This is a genomic window from Pelodictyon clathratiforme, assembly GCF_982375515.1.
This window is the reverse complement of sequence record NZ_OZ455102.1, coordinates 1,851,500-1,871,872: the sequence shown is the minus strand read 5'-3', so window position 1 is coordinate 1,871,872 and position 20,373 is coordinate 1,851,500. Positions and strand designations below refer to the sequence as shown.

The 20,373-nt window shown below is 47.7% G+C and carries 20 protein-coding genes and 1 riboswitch; of the genes, 9 read left to right on the top strand and 11 right to left on the bottom strand.

Going from position 1 to position 20,373, the window contains the following annotated elements; translation table 11 throughout:
- The first annotated feature begins 7 nt into the window (after nt 1-7).
- From AC56AD_RS08975 to tpiA, 4 genes are all read left to right on the top strand, one after another.
- A complete protein-coding gene (locus AC56AD_RS08975; RefSeq protein WP_041526499.1) occupies nt 8-1,525 on the top strand; it encodes a DegQ family serine endoprotease in 1,518 nt (505 codons plus the stop codon).
- Nucleotides 1,526-1,689: 164 nt separating this feature from the next.
- Nucleotides 1,690-2,169, top strand: a complete 480-nt coding sequence (gene greA, locus AC56AD_RS08970; protein WP_012508500.1) for a transcription elongation factor GreA — start codon at nt 1,690-1,692, stop codon at nt 2,167-2,169.
- 33 nt (nt 2,170-2,202) lie between these two features.
- On the top strand, nt 2,203-2,427 hold the full coding sequence (locus tag AC56AD_RS08965) for a hypothetical protein (RefSeq protein WP_012508499.1): 225 nt from the start codon (nt 2,203-2,205) through the stop codon (nt 2,425-2,427).
- A 10-nt stretch (nt 2,428-2,437) separates the two neighbouring features.
- On the top strand, nt 2,438-3,193 hold the full coding sequence (gene tpiA / locus AC56AD_RS08960; protein WP_012508498.1) for a triose-phosphate isomerase: 756 nt from the start codon (nt 2,438-2,440) through the stop codon (nt 3,191-3,193).
- A 68-nt stretch (nt 3,194-3,261) separates the two neighbouring features.
- Here tpiA and thiC read toward each other — a convergent pair whose 3' ends face one another.
- The 5 genes from thiC to bshB1 all read right to left on the bottom strand — a co-directional run bounded on the left by thiC (nt 3,262) and on the right by bshB1 (nt 9,888).
- Entirely contained in the window at nt 3,262-4,896 is a 1,635-nt protein-coding gene (gene thiC, locus AC56AD_RS08955) for a phosphomethylpyrimidine synthase ThiC (protein WP_012508497.1), read from the bottom strand.
- 68 nt (nt 4,897-4,964) lie between these two features.
- A riboswitch (TPP riboswitch) is annotated at nt 4,965-5,086 on the bottom strand.
- A gap of 243 nt (nt 5,087-5,329) precedes the next feature.
- On the bottom strand, nt 5,330-6,604 hold the full coding sequence (locus AC56AD_RS08950; protein WP_223293890.1) for a pentapeptide repeat-containing protein: 1,275 nt from the start codon (nt 6,602-6,604) through the stop codon (nt 5,330-5,332).
- A gap of 189 nt (nt 6,605-6,793) precedes the next feature.
- Nucleotides 6,794-7,612 carry a PstS family phosphate ABC transporter substrate-binding protein gene (locus AC56AD_RS08945; RefSeq protein ID WP_041526498.1) on the bottom strand — a complete coding sequence of 273 codons (819 nt, stop codon included), beginning with the start codon at nt 7,610-7,612 and terminating at the stop codon, nt 6,794-6,796.
- 149 nt (nt 7,613-7,761) lie between these two features.
- Entirely contained in the window at nt 7,762-8,955 is a 1,194-nt protein-coding gene (locus tag AC56AD_RS08940) for a putative porin (RefSeq protein ID WP_041526801.1), read from the bottom strand.
- Nucleotides 8,956-9,138: 183 nt separating this feature from the next.
- Nucleotides 9,139-9,888 carry a bacillithiol biosynthesis deacetylase BshB1 gene (gene bshB1 / locus AC56AD_RS08935; RefSeq protein WP_012508493.1) on the bottom strand — a complete coding sequence of 250 codons (750 nt, stop codon included), beginning with the start codon at nt 9,886-9,888 and terminating at the stop codon, nt 9,139-9,141.
- A 68-nt stretch (nt 9,889-9,956) separates the two neighbouring features.
- Between bshB1 and dut the strand changes: the two genes are divergently transcribed.
- Nucleotides 9,957-10,403, top strand: a complete 447-nt coding sequence (dut, locus tag AC56AD_RS08930) for a dUTP diphosphatase (RefSeq protein WP_012508492.1) — start codon at nt 9,957-9,959, stop codon at nt 10,401-10,403.
- A gap of 104 nt (nt 10,404-10,507) precedes the next feature.
- Here the strand turns inward: dut and csmH are convergent, their stop codons facing one another.
- The 4 genes from csmH to AC56AD_RS08910 form a co-directional block, all read right to left on the bottom strand.
- Nucleotides 10,508-11,167, bottom strand: a complete 660-nt coding sequence (csmH, locus tag AC56AD_RS08925; RefSeq protein WP_012508491.1) for a chlorosome envelope protein H — start codon at nt 11,165-11,167, stop codon at nt 10,508-10,510.
- A gap of 124 nt (nt 11,168-11,291) precedes the next feature.
- Nucleotides 11,292-11,984 (bottom strand): TIGR04283 family arsenosugar biosynthesis glycosyltransferase, encoded by a 693-nt coding sequence (locus AC56AD_RS08920; RefSeq protein ID WP_012508490.1) that lies wholly within the window; start codon nt 11,982-11,984, stop codon nt 11,292-11,294.
- A complete protein-coding gene (locus AC56AD_RS08915; RefSeq protein ID WP_012508489.1) occupies nt 11,966-12,574 on the bottom strand; it encodes a TIGR04282 family arsenosugar biosynthesis glycosyltransferase in 609 nt (202 codons plus the stop codon). The genes AC56AD_RS08920 and AC56AD_RS08915 overlap by 19 nt, the downstream gene beginning before the upstream one ends.
- An 8-nt stretch (nt 12,575-12,582) precedes the next feature.
- Nucleotides 12,583-13,944 carry an FAD-dependent oxidoreductase gene (locus tag AC56AD_RS08910; protein WP_012508488.1) on the bottom strand — a complete coding sequence of 454 codons (1,362 nt, stop codon included), beginning with the start codon at nt 13,942-13,944 and terminating at the stop codon, nt 12,583-12,585.
- Nucleotides 13,945-14,448: 504 nt separating this feature from the next.
- Here AC56AD_RS08910 and AC56AD_RS08905 point away from each other — a divergent pair.
- The 4 genes from AC56AD_RS08905 (at nt 14,449) to AC56AD_RS08890 (ending at nt 18,685) form a co-directional block, all read left to right on the top strand.
- Complete coding sequence (locus tag AC56AD_RS08905; protein ID WP_012508487.1) at nt 14,449-14,973, top strand: Lrp/AsnC family transcriptional regulator; 525 nt, start codon at nt 14,449-14,451, stop codon at nt 14,971-14,973.
- Between the two features lie 44 nt (nt 14,974-15,017).
- Complete coding sequence (locus AC56AD_RS08900) at nt 15,018-17,186, top strand: glutamine synthetase III family protein (protein WP_012508486.1); 2,169 nt, start codon at nt 15,018-15,020, stop codon at nt 17,184-17,186.
- A gap of 148 nt (nt 17,187-17,334) precedes the next feature.
- Nucleotides 17,335-17,841 (top strand): hypothetical protein, encoded by a 507-nt coding sequence (locus AC56AD_RS08895; RefSeq protein WP_012508485.1) that lies wholly within the window; start codon nt 17,335-17,337, stop codon nt 17,839-17,841.
- A gap of 25 nt (nt 17,842-17,866) precedes the next feature.
- The gene (locus AC56AD_RS08890; protein ID WP_012508484.1) at nt 17,867-18,685 is read left to right on the top strand and encodes a type III pantothenate kinase; all 819 of its coding nucleotides are present in this window, start codon (nt 17,867-17,869) and stop codon (nt 18,683-18,685) included.
- Here AC56AD_RS08890 and aroB read toward each other — a convergent pair.
- Both aroB and AC56AD_RS08880 read right to left on the bottom strand, forming a co-directional pair.
- Entirely contained in the window at nt 18,663-19,760 is a 1,098-nt protein-coding gene (aroB, locus tag AC56AD_RS08885) for a 3-dehydroquinate synthase (protein WP_012508483.1), read from the bottom strand. The genes AC56AD_RS08890 and aroB overlap by 23 nt on opposite strands.
- Nucleotides 19,761-19,775: 15 nt before the next feature.
- Nucleotides 19,776-20,351: a shikimate kinase gene (locus AC56AD_RS08880; protein ID WP_041526799.1), complete on the bottom strand. Its 576-nt coding sequence runs from the start codon at nt 20,349-20,351 to the stop codon at nt 19,776-19,778.
- Between the last annotated feature and the right edge of the window lie 22 nt (nt 20,352-20,373).

Genomic DNA, 20,373 nt, shown 5'->3' with positions numbered 1-20,373 from the left:
AGAACCGATGAGCAAGAAACGAGCAATAATGAAATACCTGCTTCTTGTTTTTGCGGGTATTGCCGTAGGCGCACTTGTCTTTTCGAATGTTGAGTTTAGCCTCTCTTCCAGGGGGTTGAGCTTTTCAAACAGTCCAAGTTTTGCTACGGCAAAAAACAATATTGAGAATTATCCCATCCAGTCACTCAAAGGCTTTAACGAGGCATTTGTGCAGATTGCCGAGTCGGCAACCCCTTCAGTAGTGACGATTTTCACTGAAAAAACGGTAAACCAGCGGATTGGCTCCCCGTTTGGTTTTTGGGGAAGGCCTTTCTTTGATGATTTTTTTGATATGCCGGAGATTGCCCCTCGCAACGGCCAGAAAAAAGTATTGCAGGGCATCGGATCGGGAGTCGTCGTAACGGCTGACGGTTATATTCTGACCAACAATCATGTGATCGATAATGCCGATGCCGTCTATATCCGCACCTTCGATAACAAGAAGATTGATGCCAAAGTAATAGGAAAAGATTCCAAAACCGATCTTGCTGTTATCAAGGTCAATGCAAAAAATCTGAAACCAATCCTGATTGGCGACAGTGACAAACTCAGGGTTGGCGAATGGGTCATTGCCATAGGAAGTCCACTTGGTGAAAATTTTGCACGAACGGTTACTCAGGGTATCGTCAGTGCCAAAGGACGGGCCAATGTCGGGCTGGCCGATTATGAAGACTTCATACAGACTGATGCGGCCATCAATCCGGGAAATTCCGGAGGCCCTCTTGTCAACATCAACGGCGAGCTTGTCGGCATCAATACGGCTATAGCAAGTCGAACCGGTGGATTTGATGGTATAGGATTTGCCGTTCCGTCAAACATGGCCCAAAAAGTAATGACCGCACTCATTACTACCGGAAAAGTTACCCGAGGTTATCTTGGCGTCAGTATCCAGGATATTGATGAAAATATTGCAAAAGCAATGCACCTTAAGGCTGGAGAAGGGGCGCTTGTAGGAACGGTTGTCGAGGGTGGACCTGCGGCAAAGATTGGTATCAAAACCGGCGATGTTATCCTTGATATCAACGATCAAAAGGTTACAGGCAGTATTGAACTGCGTAATGCCATCTCCAGTCAGTTACCCGGATCGATGGTCAAGTTTCGGGTGCTCAGGAACGGAACGATCATGCTTTTTCAGGCCCGTCTTGAAGAACAGCCCGCCAGGGGTGTGGCTTCAGCCATGACAGAAGAACAGGAAAAAATTCCTGCGGTACTCGGTTTTAAGGCCGAGGAGCTTACAGCAAGGCTGGCACAGAAATTGAACCTGGTGCCCGGCTCTGGCAAGGTTGTACTTACAGCTCTTGATCCTGCATCCAATGCCTACCTTGCCGGATTGCGCGTCGGCGATATTATACTTACCCTCAACCGTCAGAGTGTGAACTCGTTTGCCGGGTATAGTGCTCTTATCAAAAACATCAAAAGCGGAGATCTTCTTTTTCTGCTGGTAGAAAGGAAGGGCAATAAAATATATTTTGCGTTTAATGTGTAAACTTGTTTTGCCTGAAAGATTAAGAGTTGTACATTGCTTTGGAGTAAAGTCAGTGGTGAGCAACTGACTTTACTTTTTTTTGTTTATCAATCCTGTCCGTTTGCCCCGGCGAATTGCGCTTATGGAGTTATTTTCTTTTTTTTCAACAAAAACAGCAACCAGAGATGACTGACAGAATTTACCTGACAAGTGATGGGTATAACCGGCTGAAAGAGGAATTATACGTGCTGGTTCATCAAACCAGAAGGGAAGTTCTGGAAAAAATTGCTGAAGCGAGGGCTCATGGTGATCTCAGCGAGAACGCAGAGTATGATGCGGCCCGAGAAGAGCAGTCTCATACCGAAGCGCGTATTGCAGATCTTGAAAACAAACTGGCATCGGCAACGATTCTTGACCCAAAACAGATCAAGACCGACAAGGTTTATATTCTTACTTCCGTAAAGTTGAAAAATCTTGATACTCCTGATGAAATCATCGAATATACGCTGGTATCATCAGAAGAGGCCGACACCGATTCAGGCAAAATCTCTGTCCGATCCCCGGTAGGAAGAGCATTGATCGGAAAAGCTGTAGGCGAAAAAGTTCAGATAGTCGTCCCCAAAGGTGAACTTCACTATGAGATATTAGAGATTTTTGTTAAATAGGGCCAACCAAAAACCAGTTAAATCAGCTCTCCCATGGGGAAACGTCAAATCATTTATCGTCAGGACAGGATCGGGGGAAATCAGGATCTGTTGAATCGCGAAGTCAACCTGGTCACCAACGAAGCGAGAGTGTGGCACGGCACAATCACTACTGTCGGCAGCAGCGAAGTGGAACTCAAGGATGCCCGTTCAGGAAAGCACCGCTTTGCCATTAATCAGATCGATCAGATATACTGTGAAATAAAAACGGATTATTAAAAAAGAAGATATGCGCAGAAAAATTGTAGTTGGGAACTGGAAAATGAACAACAGTGTTGCCGAATCGGTGCAGCTTGCAACGGATGTGCTTGCAGCACTTGGTGAGGGTTTTTCGGGCTGTGAGGTTGGTATAGCGCCGACCTATCTTGCCCTTGATGCTACAGAAAAGGTGATTGCAGAGAGTGAAGTTCAGCTTGTTGCCCAGAACTGCCATTATGAAAATGATGGCGCATTTACCGGAGAGGTATCGGCCAGAATGATCCTTGCTGTTGGCTGTTCTTCCGTTATTATCGGCCATTCCGAGCGTCGTCAGTATTTCGGCGAAACAAATGCTACGGTAAATCTCAGGATAAAAAAGGCCTTGTCGGAAGGGCTGAACGTTATCCTCTGTGTTGGTGAAACACTTGCAGAACGCGAATCAGGCGTCATGGAAACTGTTATCTCTTCACAGGTCAGGGAAGGGCTCGACGGTATCATCGATATCAGTGCCATTGTCATTGCCTATGAGCCAGTCTGGGCTATTGGTACCGGAAAAACAGCAAGTTCAGCACAGGCTGAAGAGGTGCATCTCTTTATTCGCACACTTGTCACTGGACTTTATGGTCAGACAGCCTCAGAGAAAGTTCGTATCCAGTATGGTGGAAGTGTCAAGCCTTCAAATGCGGCCGAACTCTTTGCCATGCCGAACATCGATGGTGGTTTGATTGGAGGAGCGAGCCTCAATGCAGATGATTTTGCCGCAATCGTTAAAGCTGCTTCCGTTTAACTTATTTGTATGTGATCAATTGACAGTGGCGTTTACTGTCACTGTCAATTATCCGTTCGCCATTGATGTTACTCCTGCTCCGCAGCCTCCTTCGACTTTTTCATTGAACAGAAATCAGGTCCGCACATGGTGCAGAAATGAGGGTTCTTTTCGGTATGGCCTCTTGCAGCCATGCTTTGCGCATGCACTGCACGGATTTTCTCCGGGTCAAGCGAAAGGTTGAACTGATCTTCCCATGCAAATGAATATCTTGCCCTGCTCATCAGTTCATCCTGGAGCCAGGAAACAGGATTACCTTTTGCCAGATCGGCGCCATGCGCAGCAACCTTGTGGGCAATAACCCCTTCACGCACATCATTACGGTCAGGCAGGCCAAGATGCTCCTTTGGGGTGACATAACAGAGCATCGAACAGCCAAAGCTGGCGATAAGCGCTCCACCGATGGCTGAATTGATATGGTCATACCCGGCGGCAATATCGGTAATCAGCGGTCCAAGCGTATAGAAGGGAGCTTCGTGGCAATACGCAAGCTCTTTATCCATGTTCTCCCTGATCATGTGCAGCGGAACGTGCCCTGGGCCCTCAATCATCACCTGTACCTCATATTTCCATGCAACTTTAGTCAGTTCTCCGAGCACCTTGAGTTCACCAAACTGTGCCTCGTCGTTGGCGTCAATGATCGAGCCGGGACGCAGGGCATCACCAAGCGAAACGGCGATGTCATATCGTTGCAGAATCTTGCAGATCTCTTCAAACCGGGTATAGAGAAAGTTCTCCTCTTTATGGTACTTGCACCACTTTGCCATGATTGAGCCACCCCGTGATACAATACCGGTTAACCGTTTTTCAGCAAAGGGAAGATGCTCAAGCAGAATACCGGCATGAATGGTAAAGTAGTCAACACCCTGTTCCGCCTGTTCAATCAGCGTGTCGCGGTAGAGTTCCCATGTCAGCGCTTCAGCTTTGCCCCCGGCCTTCTCAAGAGCCTGATACATAGGAACCGTTCCGATCGGAACAGGGGAGTTTCTCAGAATCCACTCGCGTGTTTGATGGATATTGGCGCCCGTGCTGAGATCCATGACGGTATCAGCCCCCCAGCGGCATGACCAGACAGCCTTTTCCACCTCTTCCTCAATCGAAGAACCAAGTGCGGAGTTGCCGATATTGGCATTGATTTTGACGCGGAACTTCCGGCCAATAATCATCGGTTCAAGCTCCGGATGGTTGATGTTGGCAGGAATGATGGCCCGCCCTTCAGCGATCTCCTGGCGGACAAACTCCGGCGTTATCGGCGAAACCTTTGCGCCACCTCTCGAAAATGAGCTGATCCACTCCTCCAGTTGCTGGTTCTCTCTGATCGAAACATATTCCATTTCCGGGGTAATGATCCCTTTTCGGGCAAAATGCATCTGAGTTATGGAAGAAGCCGCTTTTTCATCGCGCTGAAACCCCCAGCTCTTCCGTATGGGCGGAAGTCCCTTTTCAGGGTCAATGCTGACAGAGGGATCAGAATAGGGTCCACCGGTATCATAGAGCGGTAAGGAGGAGAATTCCTGGCCATTGCAGAAGTAGGTTTTACTCAGTTTCACTCTTTTCATTCCCACCTCAAGCGGGAAAATAGTGCCCTTTGAGTAAATTTTTTCTGGCGGGATGCACTCAATGCGCTTCACCGGACAAGTTATGTTTTCAGTAACGTTCGTCATGGATGATGGTTAAACAGGCAGGCAGAGGAGTACAACAGAAAGGAGAAGGATGGCAGAAAGGAACAAAAAACGCCATCATAATCTTTTCTTGCGTCAGCATTACCTGCATCAAGTTATAAGGGTTTGATCTCAGCCTTCTTTTTTTCCTCCAGCAGGACAGGAAAAAAATTCAGCACCCCCAAGATGTGAATGTAAGCTCACGATACTGAAATTCACCCTATTTTACAAATCAGGTGTGGAACAGCTTCTTCCGATATCGACAAACCATCCTCGGCATTCTGCGACATACCGGCTGATTTCACATTATGAAAACGTATAGCCCCTCTAATGATGTTGGGTTATTTCACCATAACATCCAGTTATTGTTGCAGCTTTTTCCTGAGGTGTATCGTGAATCGGCTGTACTGATCAGGTAGAATTGTCTGTTGGAGTGCTATTGTTCAACAAATATCATACCGCGGTGTGCAGCCAGTTCTGCTGAGGCTATTTTACCCGAGTCAAGTATGGTTGAACTGGAAACAACAGCGTTGTTCAGACGGCTACGGCTGAGGTTTGCTCGCCAGAGATTGGCTCCCCTGAGATCTGCTCCTTCAAGATTGGCCTGTTGCAGGTTGGCTTCCCGGAAGTTACACCCCCTTAAATCTGCAAACCGAAGATCGCTGTTGCCAAGATCGGTTGCCTTGAAGCTTGCATTAAAGAGAGATGCATGACTTAAATTGGCATAGGAAAGATTTTTGTGATCAAATGAAGCTCCTTTGAGCTGCACACTGATATCCTTGTTCTGTTTTCTCATCTCGTTCCAGTCAAACACATTGCTTTTCAGTTGCTCGTGTTGCGACCTGTCGAAAGTGACATTGACCGGAGCCTCTGACTGCTGCCAGATATTGCGGGGAGCAAAACTCTTTTTTGAGTCAGAAGTATTTTTTTGTGGCAGAGTGTTGCCCGTGACTTGTTGCTGGACGGCAGAGCCCTCTGACTGTCGGGGAAGAGTGACCTGCAGACTCTCTTGTTCTGTTGAAACGGAGTTGACCAGGTTGGCGGAAACGGGTTGCGCCGGTTCCTCAACAAAAATCGAGTGGTGGTTTTCTGCCCACATCCGGGAGGCGTATTTACCGCTGTCAAGTACGGTGCTTTCTGAAACCTTCACACCAGATATCTTTGCCCGGTTGAGGTTGGCTCGCCAAAGGTAGGCTGCCCGTAAATCTGCTCCGCTGAGATCGGCATTAACGAGCGAAGCCTCACGAAAGTTGGTTTCCTTAAGATCGGATTCTGAAAAATCGGTATTTGTGCAATCTGCTTTTTTAAGAATGGCTTTGACAAGAACAGCCTGATGGAGATGAGCTCCATCGAGCACTGCACTTTCAAGATTGGCTCCCCGTAATATGGCGTGGTCAAGATTTGCCCTGATCAGTATGGTTCCATCCATTTTTGCTCCATCAAGTGAAGCGTTTCTGAGGTTGGCGTTACTCAGATTCGACATAGAGAGAATAGCGCCCGAAAGATTTGCATTATATAAATTAATACCCCTCAAATTTTTGCCTTTCAGTTCAGCTCCTGATAGGTCGGGGACTAATTCCGGGTGCGTAACTCTCATGGTATTCCATGATGTTACTCCGCCTTCAAGCAATTCGAGATGTGTTGCATCAGAGGCAGATGCGGTTGATGAGAGCGCTGGAGCCAGAGCGGTATTGAGCAGAAGAGGCAGCATGAAACACAGAGCTTTACAGTCCATGGGATGAGATGTTTTTTTTTGTTCTTGTCAGAGTGAACATTGAAGAGGGGAGGCTATATAACCCGCAATTGAGCAAACGCAGTCTCTCGCCGGACTGCTTTTGCTCAATTGATGATTTTTCTGCTGATGACATGGGAACTCTCAGCGATCAATCACAGGAGATTATTAATAGACGTTCACAAAACCGGTCTCGCTGATGATGCGTTTCCCTTCAGCAGTTTTTGGCAGATCAATGAACTGCTTGACAGCGCCTGTTGGCTGGCCATTGGTGTACATGAAAAGCGGACGATGGATCGGGTACGTGTTGTTCTTGACGGTCTTGACATCAGCTTCGATTCCATCAACCAGAACAGCCTTGACCGACGAGTCAACAAAACCGAGTCCGATATAGCTGATCGCAGAAGGTGTTGATGCTACACGGCTCTTGATGGCGCCGTTGCTTGACTGGGTCTCTGCTCTCTTGGAAATCGGGTTATCTTTGCCCATAACGAGCTCTTTAAATGTGTCGGCAGTACCGCTGTTCGATTCACGCTGGATAATCACGATTGCAGAATTTGGTCCACCAACCTGGCTCCAGTTGGTGTATTTGCCCATGTAAATACCGCGGATCTGTGCTTTGGTGAGCGCATTGATGCGATTGCTCGGATGCACAACAATTGAGAGACCATCAAGCGCGACGACATGTTCGACGGGATTGACGCCTTTGCTTCTGGCGGCAGCCAGTTCCTGGTCTTTCATTGCTCTTGACATGGTTGCGATGTCACAGGTTTTGTTGATCAGGCTTTTTGCGCCGTTGCCTGAACCCGACTCACTGACGGATACCTGTACACCGGTTGTTTTGGTATAGTGATCGGCGAAGGCTTTGGCGATTGGTCCTACTGTGGTTGAACCGTCGATAACGATTTTACCAGCAGCCTGTGCAGTGCCTGAAGCCATGAGACCGAAAACAGTCGCACTTAAAAGTATTTTTTTAAAAAGTTTCATAGTGATTGTTATCATTGAGTTAGTAAGAATAAACTGAAAAATTTGGTTAATCATGAACCGGTTACGCAAGGCTCTCCCTCAGCGGCAGGAGAGGCCTTGCAAACCAGCCATACAACACACAAAGGAAAGAACACACACAGAGATACTTGTCAGAATTTGATAACAGCATCAGCCATGACAATATGCCGGGTCGGAGCTGACTCATCGACAAGAGTAGTCTTGTCATCGATCGTTTTAAAGTTGAAATAGGTGAGGCCGAGTGTCATGTTCTGAACCAGATGGTAGACTCCACCGATCTTGAACCCTTTCAGGTTCGTGGCAGCGCCCATGTTACGGTCTGAATCGGTGAGAATAGTAAGGGCGTCACGTTCGATTCTGACATAGTCAGCATTGACCGCCCATTGTCCAACCTGTTTGGCATCACCAATTTTGATTTCAGCAAGGTAACTGTCCCTTTTGGCATTGTCAATGTTGACCCAATCGGCATGTTTTGCAGTGTTAAAGGCATATTGACCTGAAATCTGCCAGGGAAGGGTTTCGGTGATCTTGCCTCCAATGCTGCCATAAAACTCAACGATGTTAAAGTCCTTTCCGGTATAGTTATATTCCGGGGAATACTTTGCCGTCGTGGCGGGAGTATAGGTAAAAGGAGCTACAGTTAATTGAGACGCTACAGTTGACGTATTTTTGAGATCGAAATTTACATAATCGTAATATCCCGCACCAAGCTGGTAACTGAGATCACTGATTTCACCTTTATAGGCTGCCTGACCGGCAAAAAGGTAGGCGTCCTGTTCTTTTGTGGTTACACTTTTATTTTCGTTAAGGATATAGTATCCAGCAACTGCACTGAGACCATCTTTTTCCTTTCCATTGGCATCCTTGCCGTATTGCACGGTAGCGCCTTCAAAGGTAAGGTCGCCATCCCAGACGAGATCGTTCTGAACAATAAGGGTACTGGCAACAGCTCTCTTACCGAGGATGATGTTGACATCACCGCAGAGAAACATCGGGTGGTAGTCTATGAAGTACTCATTCATATAGACGGTATCAGGAAGAAACTGATCGTCAAGAGTCTCATTGCGGGAGGTGGTTTCAAGGCCTGATCCAGCAGTTGAGAGTTGAAGGCCACCGGAAAGCTCTTCATTGATCCATGGGTAGACGCCAAGACGAACACGTGCCCGGTGGCGGTCGCGACTGTGTTCACCGGTGATATTAGGAATTGCTGTTATGTCAGACTGGTAACGGTAGCGGATATCCCCTTTCCAGTTCCAGTCAACAGCCTGCGCATTGTTGAATCCGAGTGCAGCGGCCAGACCGACTATCAATGCAACTTTTCTCATAAGAAATATGTGGTTGGTTTGTGTGATGCGTTCATGAAAATCCGGGAACTCTTTTCGCATATCGTTATGCGCCACATAAAGTACCATTCCTTCTGTTGAGGAATTGTTAAGGGAGTGCTACGTGATTGTGAACTCCCCGGAAGAGGCGGTTTAAGCACCGCGTTGCCGGGTGAGTAGCAACCCTCACTTTATGTTACGGGGGAAGGCGCTTATAAATGAGTTGATGGCGAGGGTGGTGGAGAGTTTGAACCCTTCGCCGTAAAGGGTCCCGATCTGTTCTCCGAAATAGCGGGCGCGTGCTTCCAGACCGGTAAGAAACTCCCGGCGTTTGATCATGGTTTTTGCCTCATCGGTTGTGCCCTCCTTGTAGAATTGCGAGGCGAAGGCGAGTACCCCTCTTCTTGAGGATTCAAAAGTATCCGAAATATCGACGATAATGTCTGGTTCAAGGTGTTTGAACTGGATGTAGTAGAGGAGGTGTGCGGGGCGGTAAGGCTGTTGTGCCTCTCCGTTCATGGTCGTGGCGAGCTGCTGAAGACCGGCATAGTAGCAAGCCTCAGTCACAAGTTTTGATGCTTTGATGTGATCCGGGTGGCGTTCCTCAGGGGAATTGGCAAAAACGACATCTGGCCGGAACAGCCTGATAAGCTTGATGATTTCCGCTATGTTCTCTTCAGTGTGGAAGAGTTTCGAGTCTCCAAGGTCAAGGGTGGTGCGGCTGTGGTATCCCATGATCGCGGTGGCTGTTGCGGCTTCGCTTCTGCGTGTTTCAGGAGTTCCAAGCGTTCCCATCTCTCCTCTTGTGAGGTCGCAGACGGCGACATTCTGCCCTTCGCTTATGATTTTGAGCAACGTAGCTCCACATGCAAGTTCGACGTCATCAGGATGGGCGCCGAAAGCCAGTGCATAAACTTTTTCGGATGATTGCTTCAATTGGCTTGTGGTTAATCGGTTATATTGGCCGTAGAGTCTAATTTCTGATAACAAGCTATTTCTGACTGATGCTCAAAGTAAAGATAGTTCGCCTTAACAAGCAAGCTTCACTTCCCGTTTATGCAACCGCTCATGCTGCTGGCATGGATATCTCAGCATGTATTGAAGCCCCGATCACCATTCAACCATCAACAACCGCGCTGATTCCCTCCGGATTTGCCCTTGAATTGCCTGAAGGGTATGAGGCTCAGCTTCGTCCAAGGAGCGGACTTGCTTTGCGTTCAATGATCTCATTGCCCAATACACCGGCAACCATTGATGCTGATTATCGTGGAGAGGTCAAGGTGATTCTCATTAATTATGGTAAAGAGCCTTTCCTTGTCAGTCATGGCGACCGCATTGCGCAGATGGTGGTTGCAAAGGTAGAAGCGGTTCGTTTTGAAGAGGTTGAAGAACTTGGTTCAACCGTTCGGGGTGAAGGGGGGTTTGGTCACACCGGAACCGGTCGTCAATGATCAGGAAAGGCGTACAATCGTCAGAGCGAGCACCAGTGAAATATCCTGTCGCATTGATGGATTTTTCGCTGATGCCCGGCACGACCGAGTAGAGGATTGCAGCGTCAGATTTGGTTTATCTTATCAGAAGAAAGAGCCGGAGCTTTTATTTCCGCGACGACCTCCTTGGGAGTGTAACGAATCTCGGTTACATCCTTTTTCATCCGGTTTTCACGACCTGATGGCATACCTGGCGCAGAAAATACATTTCCCATCAACTGTCCCAATCCGGTACTGACGTTATCAAAAAGATTTTGTATCTGGTTTGAGCTGACGGTTGCATTCAGGTTTTCGAGCAATCCAGTCCATAATTTTCCAAGTTCCTGAACAGAGTTCTGAATCGGATCGGACTTAAGGGTGGCAGCGACGCCATCAATGAGTTGTCCGGTAGCTGAGTTGACATTATGGAGGATATCCTTGACCGGTTCGGAGTTGATGGTCGAGGTAACTCCATCAATGAGCTGCCCTGTTGCAGTGCTTACCGAGTTGATCATTCCCTGAACGGAATCGGAGTTAATCGTTGACGAAACTCCATCGATAAGTTGTCCTGTTGCAGTGCTGACTGAACTGATAATTCCCTGAACGGACAAAATAGTAGAATCAATCAGGTTGCCCATGCTCCCGATTAAAAGGGCCATATCACCACTGCCCACACCGGATTCCGGATTTTTCGGGGAGGCAGGTACGAGCGTACCTGCTGTTTTTTTAATCTCTTCTGCGGCCATAATTATTAGGTGGATTAAGGGTAAGTAATAGAAAATATTATACTGAATATAACAACTTATTTCCTAAGTCGTTCACCTCTCAGACTCTATTTTAAAAGGGTTAACCCTGTTTTTTCCCGGCCTCTCAGATGATATTCTCCCTGTAGTAGCGGATCAGTGACTCCTGATCAAATCCGAGGGCATACATGAGATGAAGTGTTCCGAAAATCATCTGGAGCCGGATGATGCCGTTGTCATGATATTTTCTGGCTGATGTGGTGACCTCTGTTTCGAGGATGTGGAACGGCTCACGCTCTTCGATGCGTTTGATGATATCGTAGTCTTCCATGACGAGCAGGTTTTCATCGAACCCCTCGATGCCGAAAAAGAGTGCTCTGTCGATAAAGAGTGATTGATCTCCTCCCCGGCAGAGGATCAGTGGAACGCGGGTGAACCATCCAAAGAGAGCGAGAAGCGGGTGGTCGTCATCAAATCTCATTTTGAAACAACCTGCCTTTTTCCCGGTAGCCGCTGCCGAACGGATATCATCGATAAACGTGTCGGGCGGCAGCGTATCGGCATGAAGAAAGAGGAGAATATCTCCTCCGGCCACGCGGGCGCCGTTATTCATTTGAACGGCACGTCCCTTTGCACTGTGGCATATGGTTACCGGAAAGCGGGAGAGAATATCGGGAGTCCTGTCTGTACTTGCGTCACTGACAATGATCTCAATGCCTGACGATCGATCCGTTATTGCAAGGAGAGTATGAAGCGCTTGAGCAATGATGGCCTCTTCGTTATAGACGGGTATAATTATGCTTAAGGTTGTTGTATCCATAATCTGCTTTTTTTCAGGTCATCGAAGGTATCAATATCCGAAAGCTCCGAAAGCAACTCGTATGGAGTTTCATGGCACTGAAGAATTCTGATGCTCTCCCTGAGAACCGCAGAATTGCTCCACTCTCGGTTGAGAAAGAGTTCTGGTATCAGCCTGTTCAGTCCGATAAGGTAAAAGCCGCCATCAGTGGCAGGCCCAACAACAGCATCAGATCGTTCAAGAGCGCTGAATGCTTGGTCAAGAATTTCGCTGCTCAGTTCGTAACAGTCTGTTCCGATGAGTACGATGTGGCGAAAACCGGCTTCAAATCCACTGCGTATGGCATGAAACATCCGCTCCCCCAAGTCAGCTCCCTCTTGCAGGCGAAAGCTGAATGTTGTTGTGCGAAAGAGATCAGAGGAGGGGATAAAGCTGGAGTAAAATACCATTCGTTCAGCACTAACCTTCGCAGTCACGAGAGCGGTATGCTCCCTGAGAATTTCATAAATCTCAAGGGCTTTTTTTTCTCCGACATCTCGCGCAAGGCGGGTTTTTACTTGCCCAGCTTCAGGGTTTTTGCTGAAGATAATGAGGAGTCGTTCATCGTTCATTGCTGCGTTCAGTTGCCGAACCGGCTGAGAAGCTTTTCTGCCACCAGTTTTCCGCTCAGTGCCGCACCCTCCATGGAAGCCAGATAGTGCTGGTCAGTATAATCGCCAGCCAGAAAAAAGTTTTTAACAGGGCTGATCTGGTCAGGGCGGAATTTATCGACATCGGGTACCGCCTTGTAGACTGATTGGGGAATTTTGACAAGGGTTGATTTGAGAAGTATTGCCTGACGTGACAAAGGAAAGCGGTCGTGAATATCTTTCATGACAAGCTCAATAATTACCTCGTTGGGCATCTCCATCAATTGGTGTGCCGGAGCAAGCACCAGGCTCATGACGCTGCCACCGTTTGCTGTGCCGGAGCCATTCTGGAAGTCGTCAGGGCAAGTGATTGAGACATCAGCAAATGTCGCAAAAATCGTGCCTTGTGAAAACATGAGATTATCGGTATCGGTAATTTTCCGGTCGAACCAGAGCTGGCAGTTTGCGACCGGGCTGCCAACAAATTCATGCAAGTTGCGGAAATACTTATGGGCGAGCCACTCACGGGGAATAATGGTTTTGATGTTGTGGACAGGCAGGGCGGAAATATAGGCATCAGCCTCGATTTTATGGCCATCCTGCAGCAGGGCGCCTTTAATACTCTCGTCACTGTTGAGTTCAAACCGGTTAAGTTTTGCATCAACAAAAATGCGCCCACCCTTGCTCTGTATATACTGCCGCATTGGTTCAATCATGGAATCGCCAGGATTTTTGCGGAAAAAGGCAAACTTGGTTGCGGTATAATTGGTGCCAAAATATTTGAAAATAGTGATCATCGGCCGTGCACTGATGATATTCGGCTCAATGAAATTCATGGCAAGAGCAATGGCCCGCCAGAGTTTCTGTAACGAATGCTCCGACGCTCCTCTCAATCGGTGCCACTCCGAATAGGTCATATGGTCCTGACTGCGGAAATAGGCCTCATTGCCGGTAAGGGCAGGATAGAGCCCTTTGATCAGGGAGATTTTGTCCCACATTGTAAGGAAATCGGTCTGCAGACCGCCAATAACCTCTGCCCAGGGACTGGGAAGGTTTGCCTTCTTGAAAAAAGATTGTTGTCCATTCGGTTCAGCATAGATCAGGGTATGTTCTTTCCACTGATAATTATCTTCCGCACCGACCCGTTTAAGGTATTGCTGAAGCTGTTCGTAACCACCGAAAACAATATGAAGTCCTGATTCTATGGAGTCACCCTCGCTGTCTTTCCAGACGGAAACCTTACCGCCAAGTACCTTGCGTTTTTCATAAATCTCTACCGTGTGTCCACGATCCACAAGCTCTATTGCTGCACTAAGGCCAGCAACTCCTGCTCCGAAAATTGCTATTTTCATTGTATAAACGTCTCAGTCGCTTTCGATTGGTTCAGTATCTGCTGTTCTTGATTATTTTGGTGAGATCTCCTCGCCTTTTGTGAAAAAAATCCGGGCTCACCGGGAAAGAACATTATTTTAAGATAGACGAAGAGCAGCATTTTTTCGCATGGTCAAAACTTACCATTTTGGCTGGTCACAAGATATTGAAATATTTTCTATTTATTAAGGGCTTTAGATGTCTGGCGTTTCGCTCTTTCATGCCGGAATAACGTGACGAAACAGGACTGTTTTCGCTGCATGGTGTTCCTTGTTGAAAAAGTTGTATCATCGCCGCAAGGAAGAGAGAAGGAGAGCCGCCTGCAATGATTCTGAATATCGGTGATAACGGCGTAAAATAGCGTCATCACCTAAATTAGTTAAGATATTTGCTGAAAAAGTTTCGAATAGTAAAGAGAACGGTTGTTTATTTCTTATTATTGTGTAATTTCTCCTTAAATTGAATTAAACTATACAACAGCGCTTATGTCCGGTCATCTTGATCTCATCGACCTGAAATTAATTGAGTCTCTTGGGGAAAACGGCAGGGTTCGATTGAGTGAACTTGCTGAAATCGTCGGCCTTTCAATACCCTCGGTCAGTGAAAGGCTTGACAAGTTGCAGAAGGGTGGTATCATCAAGGGTTTTACCATGGAGGTTGATGAACGGCAGCTCGGCTTTGATATTCATGCTTTTGTACGGGTCAGAATCGATTCATCCAAGCACTATAAATCATTTATGGAGCATGTGATGAAAGAGGATGAGATTATGGAGTGTTTCTCGGTTACCGGTGAGGGGTCGCATATTTTAAAGGTGATGACCCATAATACGGCATCGCTTGAGCAGTTTCTTTCAAGAATACAGAGCTGGCCTGGTGTTCTTGGTACCAATACGAGTTTTGTGCTGAGTCAGTTGAAGAAAAACAAAAAAATCAGCGCAGAAATCGTTCGAAACAATCTTCAGGACCGGCAGGTGCTGATTACGTTTGATGAAAAGAGGTCAAGGAAGTAAACAAAAAGGGTTTTCATTTTTTTTAGAGGTAATACAGCCATATCATGCTAATCAACAAGGAGGTTCATTTGAACAGCGATAGTAAAATTCCGGTTTCCACCTACTTTGGTTCGATGACTTTTGATCAGAAAGCCATGCGGGCAAAGCTTCCAAAAGAGGAGTTTACCGCATTACAGGATACCATCAAGGCAGGTAAAAAAATAACCGGTGAAATTGCCGGTGTTGTAGCACACGGCATGAAAGAGTGGGCAATGGAGAAGGGCGCCACCCATTATACCCATTGGTTCCAGCCGATGACTGGCTCCACGGCTGAAAAACATGATGCGTTTTTGTCTATCGACCGCGATGGTACACCGATTGAGCGTTTTTCCGGTGAACAGCTCATCCAGGGTGAGCCTGATGCGTCAAGTTTCCCTTCGGGAGGCATGCGTACCACCTTCGAAGCCCGTGGCTACACTGCATGGGATCCATCAAGCCCTGCCTTTCTCATGAAGGGAGGAAAAGATCTGACTCTTTGTATTCCGACCGTCTTCATCTCCTACCACGGCGAAGCGCTTGACGCCAAAACTCCGCTCCTGCGTTCCATGGAAGCGGTCAGCAAATCAGCCATCAGGCTCCTTGAGATACTTGGTGTTACCGGTGTCTCACGGGTAAAAACCTTTGCCGGTTGTGAGCAGGAGTATTTCCTTATCGACAAAAAATTCTACTCCGAGCGGCCTGATCTTGTTATGTGTGGACGTACCCTGCTTGGCGCCCTTCCTCCAAAAGGCCAGCAGCTTGAGGATCACTATTTTGGCTCTATTCCTGACCGTGTGCTTGAATTCATGCAGGATGTCGAACATGAACTCTATCTGCTCGGTATTCCAGCCAAGACCCGTCATAACGAGGTTGCTCCTCACCAGTTTGAAATTGCCCCGATTTTTGAAGAGGCCAATATTGCCGTCGATCACAACCTGCTGGTCATGGAGGTGATGAGAAAGATTGCTGACAAAAAAGGCTTCGCACTGCTGCTTGCTGAAAAGCCATTTGCCGGTATCAACGGTTCAGGCAAGCACAATAACTGGTCGATCGGTACCGATACCGGTATCAATCTTCTTGATCCAGGTGATACTCCTGAAAAAAATGTTCACTTCCTTGTTTTTCTTGTCGCCGTCCTGAATGGTGTCTACAAGAGGGCTGATGTTCTGAGAATGTCCATAGCGAGCATGGGTAACGATCACCGTCTTGGCGCCAACGAGGCTCCTCCTGCTGTTGTGACCGTCTTCCTTGGCGAATTGCTCGAAAGAGTACTTGATGCTATCGAGAGTGGCAAGGTTGACCTGAAAACAGAAAAACAGGTACTTAATCTCGGCCTTTCACAGGTACCAGTGGTTAACAAAGACTATACTGACCGCAACCGTACCTCGCCGTTTGCCTTTACCGGCAACAAATTTGAGTTCCGCGCAGTCGGCTCTTCACAGGCAGCTTCGGTGCCGAACATGGTGCTGAACACGCTTATGGCTGAAGCTGTTGACGAAATTGCCGATGCTATTCTGGCAAAAATCAAGGCAGGAAAAGAGCGGGATGTGGCAATTCTTGAAACCCTTCGCGAGCAGATCACCGCTACCAAGCCTATCCGTTACCAGGGAGACAACTATGCGGAGGCCCTTCAGCAGGCAGCAAGGGAGAGAGGCCTGCCCAACCTGAAGAACACACCGCAGTCCCTCCGTGTACTGCTGAAGAAGGATGTTCAGGATATGTTTATCAAGTATGGAGTGCTGAGTGCAGACGAGACCAATTCACGTCTTCACATTCGTCTCGAACGCTATATCAAGGGTATTGATATTGAAGCCCGTACCCTGCAGCTTATGCTGAAGACCTTTGTCATTCCCGATGTTTCCGAATATCAGGGTGAACTTGGCAACTCCTTCAATAATCTGCTTTCTGCCGCTGATGCTATCGGTCTTTCCGGCCAGGCGCTCAGCAGCCAGGCAGGTAACCTCAAATTGCTTGCAGAAAGTTTTTCAACCCTGATTGAAATGACTGCCGAGCTTGATGAGGCTGTTGAAAAAATCGAATCCTTTGCAACAGAGTTTGAAAAGGCCGATTACTGTGCTGATGAACTGCTCCCGCTTATGAGCAAAGTGCGCGTCGTTGCTGACAGCCTTGAGCAAATTGTTGACCGCAGTCGCTGGCAGCTTCCGACCTATTCGGAAATGCTGTTTCAGCATTGAACCACTCTTTTGTGTGTTGAACAAGAAAGGGCTCGCTTCGGCGGGCCTTTTTTTGTTTAAAGGCGAAATTATTTTATTGTAAACGTTGAGTTATGCCTTATTTTTAAAGTCGGTTCACCCATATTTTGAAAAGTAACCCTTAACAGCCATGCCTGAGGTTTTTCACTATCCCATGAGCTATCCCGCCTTATGGCTGGATTACTATTTTCTGGCAACCTGGTTTCTGGGGATGCTCTTTCTTGGCCTGGTCTGGGCGCTCTTCTACCGGTATGGAAAATTTTCCTATGGTGTGGATCTTGGCTGTTTCTGGAAGACCGCGCTGCTCGTTCTGTTTACCACCGTTTCACTTGGCGGACCCATGTATTATAACACCCGATTTGCGGGGGAGCATGGTCAGGATGGTGATTCCATAAAAATAGCGGGTGACCAGTTGCTCTATCTTGATCGCAAGGGAACCGAAAAAAAATTGGCGCTTTCAGATATTACCGCCATTTATCAGGAGATCATTACCTACAATCCGCCGCCGAAAATCTTTATTGTTGCCGCTAAATCTTCTCTCAGGGACTCACTCTTTGTGACAACAAACTTGCCCGGCTACAGGCGTTTTCTTTCCGATCTGTCGGGGAGAACCGGTATTAAGGCAAAGCTCCCCTGATATTTTGATTAAGGATATCCCAACTATGCTTTTTTCCGGCGAACAATCGCAGCCCGATACGCTGTTTCTTGTTGTTGAAATAGGAAATACTACAACTTCTCTTGCGGTTTTCAGGGCTGATGAATGTCTTGAAGTGCAGAAGGTGCCTTCACTCATCATGACTGGTCAGGAAGGCATTGCAGAGCAGATCAAGCCGCTTGTCGTGAGCTATCCAGCCCTTCGTGATGCTGTGATTTGCAGTGTCGTGCCTTTGCTCGATGAAGCGGTATCTGCCGCTCTTCGTCTCCACCTTGCCGGGGAGCTCCTGAAGGTGAGCGCCTCGATGAAGCTGCCCTTTACACTACACTACGACTCACCGGATACGTTTGGCGCCGATCGCATTGCCCTTTGTGCCTTGAGCCGCCATCTTTATCCCGGAGAGGCTGTTATTGCTCTCGATATTGGTACTGCCATTACGGTTGATGTGCTTGGATCCGGTCAGGACTATCTTGGCGGTCTCATCATGCCGGGTCTTGATCTTATGGCCAGGGCACTGCATGAACATACCGCACGACTCCCTCTGGTCACTATTGGTCGTCCTGAAACACTTGTTGGTTTCTCAACAGTTGACTGTATCAGAAACGGTATTACTCTCGGCTGTGTATCGAGCATTGATGGATTGCTCGTGAAAATAAAAAACTGGCTTCGCAAGGAGCATGGTGAGGAGAGGATCAGGGTGGTTGCTGCGGGCGGCAATGCGCAGCTTGTTTCCGCCATGCTCGACTCCTCACCTGTAGTTGAGGAGCATGCGGTGCTGAGGGGTAGCAGTTATCTTTTTTCGCTCAACAGGCTTCCTTCCCGCTGAAGAATCTCCTTCCGTCATCGATAGATTTCAGTACAATGCTCTCGTCAACACTCTCCTCAAGCAAAAAAGCCTCTCCCAGCTTTTTCAGTAAAACAAAACGGAGTTTTTTATCCAGTTTTTTCTTGTCTGAGAGCATATTTTCAAGGAGCAGTTCACTGTCTATAGCAACAAATCTTCGTTTCACTACTCCTTTTGGAAAACGGAACCTCTTCAGCAGCGAGAGCCCGCGTTCAAGTGACTGTTGGTCGAGATAGCCAAGATTGTACGACAAAAAGAGGGCGCAGACCATGCCGATGGTGACCGCTTCGCCGTGCCGCAGGTAGCGGTACTCGGCCAGTTTTTCCAGTCCGTGCGCAAAGGTATGACCAAAATTGAGGGTTGCCCGCAGCCCGTCGGTCTCTCTGAAATCCTTTTCTACAACATCAGCTTTGATAAAGGCGCTTTTTTTGATCGCTTCGGTCAGAAATGGCTCCTTCAGGCTGGTAATGTCGCTGAAATGGAGGTCAAGAAAGTTGAAAAAGGGTTCGTCGGCAATAAAGCCATATTTGACCACCTCGGCCATTCCGGAATAGATTTCCCGTTGCGGGAGGGTTTTCAGGTATGAGGGATCGATCAGAATCAGTTCAGGCAGATGAAAAAAACCGATCAGATTTTTTCCGAGAGGGTGGTTTATGGCAACCTTTCCGCCGATGGCGCTGTCGGTCATGGCCAGCAGTGTGGTGGGAAGCTGGATCACCGGTATACCCCGGAAATAGCTTGCAGCGATAAAACCGCCAAGATCACCGATAACGCCGCCTCCAACAGCAAGCAGGTTCCAGCTCCGGTCAACATCAGCCTCAATCATGCTGCCATAGATGCGGTACGCAACGCTGAAGCTTTTTGAGGCTTCCCGGGCAGGGACAACCAGCTCTTTGCATTGGAAGCCCTCATCGTGAAGCGTCTGGAGCAGTGACTCTCCGTACAGTTTTCGTGTATGTTCATCGAAGAGTACCACAGTTTTTTTTGAAAGCCCATGGGTTGTGAATAACTCTCCCAGTCCAGTAATAACGGGTGTTCTTACAAGTATCGTGCTCACGGTATTTTTGTATTATTATTGGTCATCGGCAGTTGCGGAGGCGCTCCGCACAAACCGCTCTATTTTCCGGGTCAGCTCCTCAACGGTTGAACCGATGCGTTTGATGTCGGTCTCAACGGTAATATCAGCACTTTCATAGCGGGGTTCCCGTTTGGCAAGGATTGTCGAGATCTTCTCCTCAATCTCTTCACGCGAAAGCTTTCGTCCCTTTTCTCCTCGTAACAAAGGGCGATCGGTCTTGTTGCAGAGTCTCCTTGCAAGTGTTTTGGATGGCGATTTCAGATAAACCAGGGTGCCGGATTTCTGAATGAGTGCATATGCCAGATCATTTTCCAGTGCTCCTCCGCCGAGGGAGATTATCATGTTGTTTTGTGTGACAAGAGCACTCAGCCTCTGCAGTTCAAGAGCACGAAAGAACTCCTCACCCTCTTCCGCAAAAATCCGGGTAATGGTTTTACCGGTATCTTGTTCAATGCTCTGATCGAGATCAACAAACTCATAACCGAGTGAATTGGCCAGTAGCGGCCCTATAGTCGATTTTCCTGATCCACTGAACCCGGTTAAAAAAATAAGGGTATGTTCTTTATTCACGACTGATTGTTCAAAACCTCTC